The organism is Longicatena sp. 210702-DFI.1.196 (assembly GCF_020563125.1).
Classification (GTDB): domain Bacteria; phylum Bacillota_I; class Bacilli_A; order Erysipelotrichales; family Erysipelotrichaceae; genus Longicatena; species Longicatena caecimuris.
This window is the reverse complement of record NZ_JAJCPX010000004.1, coordinates 1-11,746: the sequence shown is the minus strand read 5'-3', so window position 1 is coordinate 11,746 and position 11,746 is coordinate 1. Positions and strand designations below refer to the sequence as shown.

General features: G+C 37.6%; 12 protein-coding genes. 11 read left to right on the top strand and 1 reads right to left on the bottom strand.

Annotation, left to right across the window (positions count from 1 at the left end; translation table 11 throughout):
* Nucleotides 1-44: 44 nt before the first annotated feature.
* Entirely contained in the window at nt 45-803 is a 759-nt protein-coding gene (gene pstB, locus LI241_RS02945) for a phosphate ABC transporter ATP-binding protein PstB (protein WP_008688406.1), read from the top strand.
* Between the two features lie 11 nt (nt 804-814).
* Nucleotides 815-1,453 carry a phosphate signaling complex protein PhoU gene (gene phoU, locus LI241_RS02940; protein ID WP_008688407.1) on the top strand — a complete coding sequence of 213 codons (639 nt, stop codon included), beginning with the start codon at nt 815-817 and terminating at the stop codon, nt 1,451-1,453.
* A gap of 113 nt (nt 1,454-1,566) precedes the next feature.
* Here phoU and LI241_RS02935 read toward each other — a convergent pair whose 3' ends face one another.
* The gene (locus tag LI241_RS02935) at nt 1,567-3,252 is read right to left on the bottom strand and encodes a Na/Pi cotransporter family protein (protein ID WP_008688408.1); all 1,686 of its coding nucleotides are present in this window, start codon (nt 3,250-3,252) and stop codon (nt 1,567-1,569) included.
* Between the two features lie 260 nt (nt 3,253-3,512).
* Here LI241_RS02935 and ybeY point away from each other — a divergent pair, with 260 nt between their 5' ends.
* From ybeY to LI241_RS02890, 9 genes are all read left to right on the top strand, one after another.
* Nucleotides 3,513-3,980 carry an rRNA maturation RNase YbeY gene (gene ybeY, locus LI241_RS02930; protein ID WP_008688409.1) on the top strand — a complete coding sequence of 156 codons (468 nt, stop codon included), beginning with the start codon at nt 3,513-3,515 and terminating at the stop codon, nt 3,978-3,980.
* The gene (locus LI241_RS02925) at nt 3,949-4,317 is read left to right on the top strand and encodes a diacylglycerol kinase (protein ID WP_008688410.1); all 369 of its coding nucleotides are present in this window, start codon (nt 3,949-3,951) and stop codon (nt 4,315-4,317) included. Before ybeY ends, LI241_RS02925 begins: the two co-directional genes overlap by 32 nt.
* Nucleotides 4,304-4,705 (top strand): cytidine deaminase, encoded by a 402-nt coding sequence (gene cdd / locus LI241_RS02920; RefSeq protein ID WP_008688411.1) that lies wholly within the window; start codon nt 4,304-4,306, stop codon nt 4,703-4,705. The genes LI241_RS02925 and cdd overlap by 14 nt, the downstream gene beginning before the upstream one ends.
* Entirely contained in the window at nt 4,702-5,607 is a 906-nt protein-coding gene (era, locus tag LI241_RS02915) for a GTPase Era (RefSeq protein ID WP_008688412.1), read from the top strand. Before cdd ends, era begins: the two co-directional genes overlap by 4 nt.
* On the top strand, nt 5,597-6,328 hold the full coding sequence (gene recO, locus LI241_RS02910; protein ID WP_008688413.1) for a DNA repair protein RecO: 732 nt from the start codon (nt 5,597-5,599) through the stop codon (nt 6,326-6,328). Before era ends, recO begins: the two co-directional genes overlap by 11 nt.
* A gap of 328 nt (nt 6,329-6,656) precedes the next feature.
* A complete protein-coding gene (locus LI241_RS02905; protein WP_008688414.1) occupies nt 6,657-8,039 on the top strand; it encodes a glycine--tRNA ligase in 1,383 nt (460 codons plus the stop codon).
* A 21-nt stretch (nt 8,040-8,060) separates the two neighbouring features.
* Nucleotides 8,061-9,830, top strand: coding sequence for a DNA primase (gene dnaG / locus LI241_RS02900; RefSeq protein ID WP_008688416.1), 1,770 nt, complete (start codon nt 8,061-8,063; stop codon nt 9,828-9,830).
* Between the two features lie 4 nt (nt 9,831-9,834).
* A complete protein-coding gene (gene rpoD / locus LI241_RS02895; protein ID WP_008688418.1) occupies nt 9,835-11,025 on the top strand; it encodes an RNA polymerase sigma factor RpoD in 1,191 nt (396 codons plus the stop codon).
* A gap of 1 nt (nt 11,026) precedes the next feature.
* Nucleotides 11,027-11,701 carry a class I SAM-dependent methyltransferase gene (locus LI241_RS02890; RefSeq protein WP_227150999.1) on the top strand — a complete coding sequence of 225 codons (675 nt, stop codon included), beginning with the start codon at nt 11,027-11,029 and terminating at the stop codon, nt 11,699-11,701.
* Nucleotides 11,702-11,746: the final 45 nt, after the last annotated feature.

The following is an 11,746-nucleotide window of genomic DNA, read 5'->3' as shown; positions in this document are numbered from 1 at the left end:
AATCGTTTTATGTGTACAGAATATGGAAAGATAGGAGAAAAGACATGGATGAACAGATATTTCAAGTAGAGAAATTGAACTTATATTACGGAAAAAAACAAGCATTGATAAATGTGGATCTTACGATAAGAAAAAATCATATCACTGCATTGATTGGCCCCAGTGGCTGTGGCAAATCAACCTTTTTGCGCTGCTTAAATCGCATGAATGATGTAATTGAAGGCTGTCGCATTGAAGGGAGTATTGCATTAGATGGTGTTGATATTTATGATGCTTCAATGAATGTTGTAGACTTACGTACAAAAGTTGGCATGGTCTTTCAAAAACCAAATCCTTTTCCTATGTCCATTTATGACAACATTGCTTACGGTCCGCGTTGTCAGGGCATAAAAAAAAGAAAAATTTTGGATAATATTGTTGCACAATCGTTAAAAAAAGCCGCCTTATGGGACGAAGTTAAAGATCGTTTACAGGATAGTGCTTTGGGAATGTCCGGAGGTCAGCAGCAGCGTCTATGTATTGCGCGTGCAATCGCTATGGAACCGGAAGTTATTTTAATGGATGAACCGACCAGTGCTTTAGATCCGATTGCGACAAGCAAGATTGAAGATTTAATGGAAGAATTGAAAAAAGACTATACGATTGTCATTGTAACACATTCTATGCAACAAGCATCACGTATCAGTGATGAAACGGCATTTTTCCTTTTGGGTGAAGTTGTTGAATGTAATCAAACAAGCAAACTTTTTCAGCAGCCGGATGATAAACGTACAGAAGATTATATCACCGGACGATTTGGATAGGAGGTCAGATTATGGTTAAAATTGAAAAAGAGCTAGAAGTTAATGAAGATAGTGTTAAAAGGATGGCAGAAAGTGTTGTACAAATGCATGAAAAAGTTGTTTGTGTTTTGGAAAAACCAAGCCGTGAAATTGCTCTGGATATAGTGCAGGGAGATGATTTTATTAATCATTTAGAAGAAGAAATCAATGATCAATCCGTGCGCTCTTTAGCTTTATTATCACCGGTTGCCAGTGACTTGCGCAAAGTGGTGGCAGATATAAAAATAGCCAGTGAATTAGAGAGAATTGCAGATTATGCTAAAAATATTGCGGCTTTTTTAATTAAATCTGAAGTATTAGAAGAAAACGTGATGGCATATGCGGCGGCAATGGAAAAACGCTTTATTGAAATGTTGAAAGAAACTTTAAAGGCATATGAACAACGTGATGTAAAAGCAGCTTTTCAACTTCCTAAAAAAGATGAAGGCATTAACCAACTGTATGAGGAACTGAAACAGAATTTGTTGCAACATCCGAATGAAACGCTGGTAGTAGAACTATTTGAAATAAGTGCCATGCTTAGAAATATCGAACGTGCTGGAGATCATACAAAAAATATTTGTGAACATATCATTTATATGGTAAAAGGGCAGCATTATGATTTCGGATAAGGATGATAGAAGTAATATCAGAAAAAGGCTTACAGCATTGGTAAGGTTCTGAAAAAATGTTGTAAAAAAAAGACCGTTTCTTGACTGAAGCGGTCTTCATCATGATAAAACAATTAAATGGCTTGTTCGGCTAATGTTTTGTGCATTGGGATAGGTTCATTATCTTCTTTTGCAATGTTCCATATATGGTCACCAATACGCTCTAGGGTACCAAGGATATCAACATAAATACTTGCCGCAACACCGGATCCACAGACTTCACCAGCCATACGCTTGAAGTGACGCTGGCGAGCTTTTTCTTCAACAAGATCCAAATAATTTTCTTTATCATCCAACATTTTCAAATAAGACTCATCACGACTTGTGAAATAAGCCAAGGCCATCTCATTCATCTCTAAAACAGTTGCATACATTTCGTTCACATCACGAATTGCCTCATCGGTAAAGTTTCCTTTATCCTCATAGGTTAATTCAAAGAATTCATTTAAATTCATTGTCAAATCACCGACACGTTCTATATTTTTAATGACTTGCAGATTGGAAATAAATTCATCCGTGTCATGCTCACTCAAACTATTATGAGCAATATTTACCAGATAATCTGTAATCTTGGCATCCAGAGAATTGATGGCATCTTCATATTGTCGAGAGGCATTGCAATACTTGCCGGATTGTTTATTAAAATAATCTTGACTTGCGCGAATGCAATCAGCTGCTAGTTCACCCATTTTCACGGTAACCTGTTTACTAACACCTAAAGCTCCAGCTGGCAAGGATGCGGCCAGTTTGGGATCAAGTACATCCAAATTGAGTTCGATTTTTTCTTCTTCTCCTGGAATCACTTTCTTTATGATGTTGACCATGATATTGATGCAAGGGTAGGCGAGAATGGAAATTACTAAGGTACGCAAAATGTGAGCCATCGCTATTTGCATCATTGGGGAAATATGATATGTGGTACTCAAATTCGTGATCAGATCTACATAAGGATGTAATAAGAACATAAATAAGATAGAACCAACTACATTAAACAAAACATTAACAGCAGCGCTTCGTTTGGCAGAAATACTGCCGCCGATTGAAGCAAACACAGCCGTGATGGTCGTACCGATGTTACTACCAAAAACAAAAGGTAAAGCCGCCGTCAATGTCAAGGCACCAGAATCATAAATCTTTTGAATGATGCCGACAACGGCACTACTGGATTGGACAACAGCAGTCATTCCAATACCACACAAGAATCCTAAAATTGGTTGATCCTGCATGGTGGTAGCTAGATTTGCAAAGAAATCCAACTCACCCAATTTGCTCAATTCATCACCCATTAGACGAAGGCCAAAAAACAATAACCCAAACCCTAAGACAATCTGTCCCATATAGGTTTGTTTTTTACGTTTTGCAAACAATGTGATTAAGACACCGAGGAAGACAAAATATAATGCCAGTGTTTCAACTTTTAAACCAATCAGAAATGCCGTGATGGTCGTACCAATATTCGCCCCGATGATGATTCCAACCGATTGCTCCAAGCTCATTAAGCCTGCCCGGACAAAACCGATTGCGATAGCGCTAGTTGCTGAACTTGACTGAATAAATACAGTGATGATAGTACCGACCAAGATCCCTTTCCATGGCTTGTTTGTGTACTTATCGATATAATCTCTTAATTTTTCTCCTGCGATACTCTTTAGCCCGTCACCCATAAATTGGATTCCAAAAAGGAATAATGCCAATCCTCCGATAATGAAGTCCCAGCTGATGCTGGACAGGGTCAGGGTCTGTGCTGCGGTATGTATCATAAGAAAACCTCCCAAAACCTTTCTGAAACACTCTTATTTTAACAGAATTTTTACCTGATGTATACAGAACTTTTACATAAATGGTATCACAATACTTACATATGGATACCGCAAATGAAAAAGAAATGTTTAATTTAATATTAGTGATATCCATCTTTATCCTTAAAACATTCGATTGCTATGAAAGAATGCAAAAACTTATAGGAAGAGCATCATAAACCATGTTATAATAAAACAGTATGAAAGAGAGTGTGTTTCTTATGAATGTTATCATCAACAATCAAAGCAGCGAGAAACGCTGGAATCGTTATAAAAAAGATTTTGTAGCAATCGCCGAACGGACGAAAATGATATTATCTTTATCACAAGATTACAACGCTTCTATCATTTTTGTGGACCCCGCAATGATTCATGAAATCAATCGTGAGTATCGCCATATAGACCGTCCTACGGATGTTATCAGCTTTGCGCTAAAAGATGAAGAAGATACTTATGAAATGATGGAAGGCCTGGATGAATTAGGAGATATTTTCATAAATGTTCAAGCAGTGGTAGATCAGGCAGCGGAATATGGTCATTCGTTGCGCAGAGAGGTGTGTTTTTTGTTTACCCATGGTCTGCTTCATCTGTTAGGCTATGATCATATGGAAAAAGATGATGAGAAAATAATGTTTGCGTTACAGGATGTGATATTAGATGCAATCGTTCCTAAAAAAGTTCATAAATAAATTCCGCTATGCGTTTGCGGGATTGTTTGATGGTATTCGGCATGATCACAGCATTGCTTTACAATGTCTGATAGGCTTATTTGTTTTTATTGCCTGTATCTTTTTGCACTTAACAGTATGGGAATGGCTTGTGATCATTCTTATGATCGCACTGGTGATTGCCTTTGAATTTATCAATAGTGCAGTAGAAACCATTACTGACAAAATCTCACCGGAATATTCATTGGAAGCCAAAAAAATCAAAGACTATGCAGCTGCCGCTGTATTGGTAATATCCATAGCAGCAGCTATTTCAGGTATCATTATTATAGGAGGTAAAATTTATGGAATGTTATGATGATATTTTAACGCAAGCATTCGCGGCGATGAAAAATGCCTATGCGCCATATTCAAAATATCATGTAGGAGCTTGTGTAAAGACAAAAGATGGTACATATATTCAAGGGGCCAATATTGAAAATGCATCCTATGGCTTAAGCAATTGTGCTGAACGTAGTGCAATATTTGCAGCTTATTCTCAAGGCTATCGCAAGCAGGATATTGTTTCTTTAGCAATTGTCAGCGATGGTAAACGGATCGGCACGCCTTGTGGAGCTTGTCGTCAGGTACTTGTGGAGCTATTAGAAAAGGATACACCGATTGTTTTAAGCAATGGAAAAGATACATTGGTGACAACGATTGCGGAATTATTGCCAATGAGTTTTGACAGTGAGGATCTATCATGAATTATAAATCAGGATTTATCGCTATTATCGGACGTCCGAATGCTGGTAAAAGCACACTGCTTAATGCACTATTAAATGAGAAGATTGCCATTACCACCCCGAAACCGCAAACAACCAGAAACAATATTAGTGGAATACTGACCAGAGAGGATGCGCAATTTATCTTTACGGATACGCCGGGAATCCATAAGCCTAAACATGAGCTAGGGAAAACATTAAATCGTAATGCTTATACAGCAATTGCAGAAGCTGATGTTAATTTCTGGGTCGTGGATGCTACACAAAGCTTTGGCAGTGGGGATGAATTTTTATTAGAAAAAATTAAACAATCGCATATCCCATGTTTTTTGATCTTAAATAAAATTGATCTTTTAGACAAAGAAAAACTAATTCGTACTCTGCAACAATGGCAAGAACGTCACACGTTTGCAGAAATTTTTCCCGTCAGCGCTTTGCAAAAGGATAATCTGAATGACTTACTGGAAGTCACGAAGGGATATTTAGAAGAAGGACCGAAATTTTTCCCAGATGAAATGGTGAGTGATCACGGCGAACAATTTCAGATAGCTGAAATCATTCGTGAGAAGGTTTTGTATAAAACTAATGAAGAAGTCCCTCATTCCGTAGCAGTCGTTATTGAAAGAAAAGAAGAAACAGCTACCGCTGTTTTCTTACAGGCTCTTATTGTCGTGGAACGCACATCGCAAAAAGCTATTTTGATAGGAAAACAGGCGGCGATGATTCGCAGCATTCGCTTAGCTGCGCAAAAAGAATTGAAAGAGAAATTTCATAAAAAAGTAGAACTTGAATTATATGTGCGTGTAGAAAAGAATTGGCGCAATCGCAGTAACAAATTGCAGCAATTCGGCTATTTAGAATTAGAGGATACGCATGAAGGATGAGTTAGAAGGCATCATCATTCGTTATCAGGAATATCGTGAACACGATGCTATCTTACATGTGCTTTGTCGAAAACGCGGCATTGTGCATGTGAATGCCAGGGGAATTCAAAAGGTGAAAAGCAAAAACGCTCCGGCATGCCAATTGTTCACCCATGTACGTATGCAGTTGCCTTTACAAGAAACACGCAGTATTTACACATTACGTAGTGCCGAAATTATCGAAGGCTATCGCCATATCCGAGAAGATCTATTAAAGCAAAGCATTGCCGCGTATGTTTGTGAATGTATAGATGCCAGTAAATTTGAGGAAGATGTATTTGAGGTCGTGCAAACGGTTTTGGATATCTTACAAGAAACAACGCATCCAATACGGATTTTATGTTTATTTCAAGCAATCATGAATCGTATGCATGGTATTGAACCTTACGTGGATGGTTGTGTGCGCTGTGGCAATCAAAAGGCAATTTATGCAATCTCCATAAGGGATGGTGGTTTCATATGTCATTCCTGCTACCGTATGGAACAGGATGCTATGCGTTCTAAAGAAGATTTGAAAGTATTTCGTTTGTTATGTAAGGCGCATATGGAACATTATGATATTTTGAAAAGCTATCAAGCTTTTACCTATCAAAATTTTGAAGATTTGTATGCATTTTTTTATGAATACGCCGGAATATCTTTGAAAAGTGTAAAATTTTTAAAAACGATCATAGCAATGTAAGAATAGCTATTGTAATATTATTAGAATTAGGGATCAAGTTAATTTGATCCTTCATTTTTTTTGTGAAAAAGTAATAGTGAATGCTTGATGAAATGTGAAATAGGGCTTTTTTTATCTTAAGTAAACAAATGTTTTCTAGGTGGAAAAAGAATTGGTGACAAAAGGAAAGCAGAACTCAAACAAAATGCGCAAACATCATGGAAAATCACACGATTCGCATTGACATTTTCCTTTAAAAAGTGTTATATTATAGTGTATTCTTGTAACTATTTTTAATTGTTCGCTAAGCATCATCAGCTGATGTGTTTTTTTTGAAAGGGGCGTATCTATGAACAGCGAAAAATTATTTGACACCGTCGTGGCCCACGCGAAAAACAGTGGTTTTGTTTATCAGGGTAGTGAAATCTATGGTGGTTTGGCTAATACCTGGGATTTTGGGCCGTTAGGTGTGGAATTGAAAGAAAATATAAAAAAAGCCTGGTGGCGCCGTTTTATTCAGGAATCACCATATAATGTCGGTATCCAATCCGCTATCTTGATGAATCCTAGTGTGTGGGTTGCCAGTGGACATGTTGGTGGATTTAGCGATCCTTTGATGGATTGCAAGGAATGTAAATCACGTTTCCGTGCTGACCAGCTGATTGAAGAAGCAACAAATGGTGAAGTCAGTGTCGAAGGATGGAGCAATGAAGCGATGATGGAGTATATCAATGAACATCATATAGCTTGTCCGAAATGTGGTAAGCACAACTTTACTGATATTCGTCAGTTCAACTTGATGTTTAAGACTTTTCAAGGTATTTTGGAAGATAGTAAAAATACCATCTATTTACGTCCGGAAACAGCGCAGGGAATGTTTGTCAATTTTAAAAATGTTCAGCGTTCTATGCGTAAAAAACTGCCGTTTGGTATTGGTCAGATCGGTAAGAGCTTCCGTAATGAGATAACGCCAGGTAACTTTATCTTCCGCACCCGTGAATTTGAACAAATGGAGTTGGAATTCTTCTGTCAGCCGGGAACAGATTTAGAATGGTATGAATATTATAAAAACTACTGTATGAAATTTTTGACAGATTTAGGGGTAGATCCTGAGCATTTGCGTTTCCGTGATCATACACCGGAAGAACTTGCTTTCTATAGCAAGGGTACTTGTGATATTGAATATAACTTTCACTCTCAAATTGGTTGGGGTGAGTTATGGGGAATCGCAGACCGTACAGATTATGATTTAAAACAGCATCAAGAAGCAAGTAAAAAATCATTAGAATATTTAGATCCTACAACGAATGAAAAATATTTGCCATATTGTGTGGAACCAGCCGTTGGTGTGGAACGTTTGATGTTAGCCTTTTTATGCGATGCTTATGATGAAGAAGAATTAGAAAATGATACGCGTATCGTTATGCATTTGCATCCTTTCCTTGCGCCGATTAAGGCATGTATTACACCATTGTCAAAGAAATTAAGCGAAAAAGGTATGGAAGTATTCCAGATGTTGGCGCCTGTTGCAAATTGTGATTATGATGATGCAGGAAGTATCGGAAAACGCTATCGTCGTAATGATGCAATCGGTACACCATTCTGTATCACAGTGGATTTTGAAACAGAACAAGATAACTGTGTAACCGTACGTGAACGTGATACGATGAAACAAGAACGTGTAAATCTGAATGATTTAGTATCATATATTGAAGAACGTATCAAACTATAAGCGAAAAGTGTGGTGTAGCGCATGGCTCGATTAAGTGAGCAGGAAATTAATCAGATTCGCGCCAAAGCTGACATTGTTGATGTCGTAGGACGCTATGTTCCTTTAACACGAAAAGGGCGTAATTATGTTGCTCAGTGCCCTTTTCATGATGATCATGACCCATCCATGTCAGTAAATGCGGATAAACAGATTTTTAAATGCTTTGTATGTGGGACAGGCGGCAATGTCTTTGGTTTTGTCCAAAAGTATGAAAAAATTTCTTTTATTGAGGCAGTCTATAAAGTGGCAGAGTATGCCGGAGTACCCATTGAGCATTCTTTGGCTCTTCCTGTCAAAAAAATCGACCCTCATTTAGCTGCCTTATATAAGGCAAATCAAGAAACAATTGAATATACGCACTATCAATTAGATACTTTAGATGCTCGTCATGTAAAAGAATACTTATATAAACGTAATCTTACTGACGCGATTATCAAAACCTTTGCAATTGGGTATAATCCTGAAGAAGATGCATTATATCGTTTCCTTCATGCAAAAAAAATACCGGATAGTGACATTTTAGCTGCCGGTCTTGCCCGTATGAGTTCTATGGGGATGAAAGATGTGTTTGCGAATCGTATCATGATCCCAATTCATGATGCAGATGGTCATCCTGTTGGATTTACAGCCCGCCGCATAAAAGAAAGTGACGAGGCGAAATACATAAATACAACAGAAACTGATGTTTATAAAAAAGGGGATTTAATCTTTAACTATCATCGGGCGAAACCAGAAGCAAGAAAAGCCAAAAAGGTCTTCTTGGTTGAAGGTGCAATGGATGTTTTAGCATTTGAAAAGGTTGGATTGCATAATGCGCTTGCTACTTTAGGAACAGCCATCACCAAAACACAATTGCAATTATTAAAGATGCTTCATGTTCCTATCGTTGTTTGTTATGATGGGGATATGGCAGGAAAAAATGCAACTTATAAGTTTGGGAAGATGGCCGTTCAGGAACAAATTGCATTTGAAATCGTCGATAATCGGTATGGATTGGATCCGGATGAGATCATTGATGCTTATGGTAAAGATGAACTGATCGCTCTCTCTTCACGTACCTTATCTTGGATAGACTTTCTGTTTGAATACCTATTAACAAGATATAATTTAGATAATTATTCACAGAAAAAAGAATTTGCTATGGAAATGGCTGATGCCATAAAGCATCTGCAGGATGACTTTGAAAAAGAAAGCTATTATATCCGACTTCGTGAACTGACTGATTTTGATATGCAGGAAAAAAATACTGCTATAAATGAACGACAGATTCAGAAAAAAGAAACATTTGGAAAACGAAGTTTTTTGACTTTTCCCAAAAGTGGACGAAGTCATGCCGAATACGAAATACTCTCGCAGATGTTAAGTGGTATTTCTGCCAGCAACTACTATAAAGAAGAATTAGGTTTTTTGAAGGATGATACTTGTAATAAGCTTGCAATCTATATCATCGATTATTATCGCACGCATACGCTCATGGAAATCGCTGATTTGTTAGATACCATCAAAGAAGAAACGGTCAAGACGTTAGCACTTGATATAGCAGATTGGGAGCTAGCAAGAGAAGAGGTAGATATGGAAGTATTGAAAGAAGCGGTAGAAAAGGTTAAGGACTGTTTCCTTGATGATAAGATTCAAATGCTGAATGAAAAAATCAAAACAGTGAATGATCCTATGGAAAAAGCCAAGCTAGCAGGTGAGAAAAACCAACTTATCAAAGAACGCGGAGAACGGCTCTGCCAAGGAAGGAAGTAGAGATATGAAAAAAACGAAAGCCAAAGCACAGCTGCAGGAATATAAGACATTAGATGAAATCAAAGATGAATTGCAGGAAGCATATCAGGTCAATAAGGTACTGTATCAAAAAGATATCATGGATGCGGTTGAACATTTAGATATGAGTGATGCAGACTTTGATGAATTGTTGCAGTGGTTCAGCGACAACGGCATCGCTGTCAAAGATGATGAAGACGATGTTGACTTATTAGATGACGACGCTCTTGTTGGTGATGATGACGACATTGATTTTTTAGATGATGAAGATGAAGAGGAAGACTCTTTAGCAGCAGAGATTGAAAGCTTAGAACAATCTTTTGCCAATTCTTCTCATACTAAGATTAATGATCCGGTTAAAATGTATTTGAAAGAAATCGGTCGTGTAGAATTGCTGGATCCGAAAGAAGAGCCAGAAATTGCCAGAAGAATACAGGCTGGAGATGAAGAGGCTAAGAAAAAATTAATTTCAGCCAATCTTCGTCTGGTTGTTTCTATTGCTAAAAAGTATGTAGGACGAGGCATGCTGTTTTTGGATCTGATTCAAGAAGGAAATATGGGCCTTGTTAAAGCAGTAGAAAAATTTGATTATACAAAGGGATTTAAATTCTCAACATACGCAACATGGTGGATTCGCCAGGCAATTACCCGTGCCATAGCGGATCAGGCGAGAACAATTCGTATTCCTGTACATATGGTTGAAACCATTAACAAATTAACACGTATTCAGCGTCAATTGGTGCAAGATTTAGGAAGAGATCCTTCGGCAGAAGAAATTGCAGCGAAAATGGAAAACATTTCTCCTGAAAAAGTACGTGAAATTCAGAAGATTGCTCTAGAACCAGTATCTTTAGAAACACCAATCGGTGAAGAAGACGATTCACATTTGGGTGATTTTATTGAAGATAAAGAGGCTTTATCACCAGATGAATATGCGAACAATCAGCTGTTAAAGGATGAAATAAATACCGTATTACAAGGATTGACAGAACGTGAAGAAAAGGTGCTGCGTCTGCGTTTTGGATTATATGATGGAAGAACAAGAACTTTAGAAGAAGTCGGCAAGGAATTTAATGTTACTCGTGAACGCATTCGTCAAATTGAGGCAAAGGCATTACGTAAGCTAAAACATCCAACCCGTTCAAAACGTTTAAAGGATTTTGTTGATAAACCTTAAGATGAAATTAAGTAAACGATTAAAGGCTATTTACGATATGGTAAATAGCCCTTGCATTTTAGCGGATATCGGATGTGATCATGCTATGCTTCCAATAGCATTGATGCAAAGTGGGAAGTGCGAAAAAGCTTATGCCTGTGATATTCATATAGGACCATTGCAGCGGGGCGCAAAGGCAATTAAAGAAGTGCATCTTGAAGATCGGATCCATACCGTATTAAGTGATGGTCTACAGAATGTGGCGGATGATATTACTTGTATTACGATCGCTGGTATGGGGTGGGAAAGTATTACTTCCATACTGGCACAGGACATAGAAAAAGCACATCATTGTACACAACTTGTTTTACAATCGAATAATCATGTCGATGATTTAAGACGATGGCTGAATGAGCATCATTTTGTGATTGATGGTGAGGATCTGGTGCATGAACAGCACTATTATCAAATATTATCGGTACATAGCGGTGAGCAAACATTAACTGAGGATGAGATTTTGTTTGGTGTTTTTTTAGATCAACATCCTTTATTTACAGAATATTGGATGTATGTTCTTGAAAAAAAAGAAAATATTTTGAAGCAGTTACAGCCACATCATGTTGGCTATGCTGATTTAAAACAGGATATACAACGTATAAAAAATAAATTGGCGCAATCAAAAAAATCGGGGCTCTAAATTAACGTAGGGTTTAAAGAAAAAACGCTCTAAATTATCATAGGG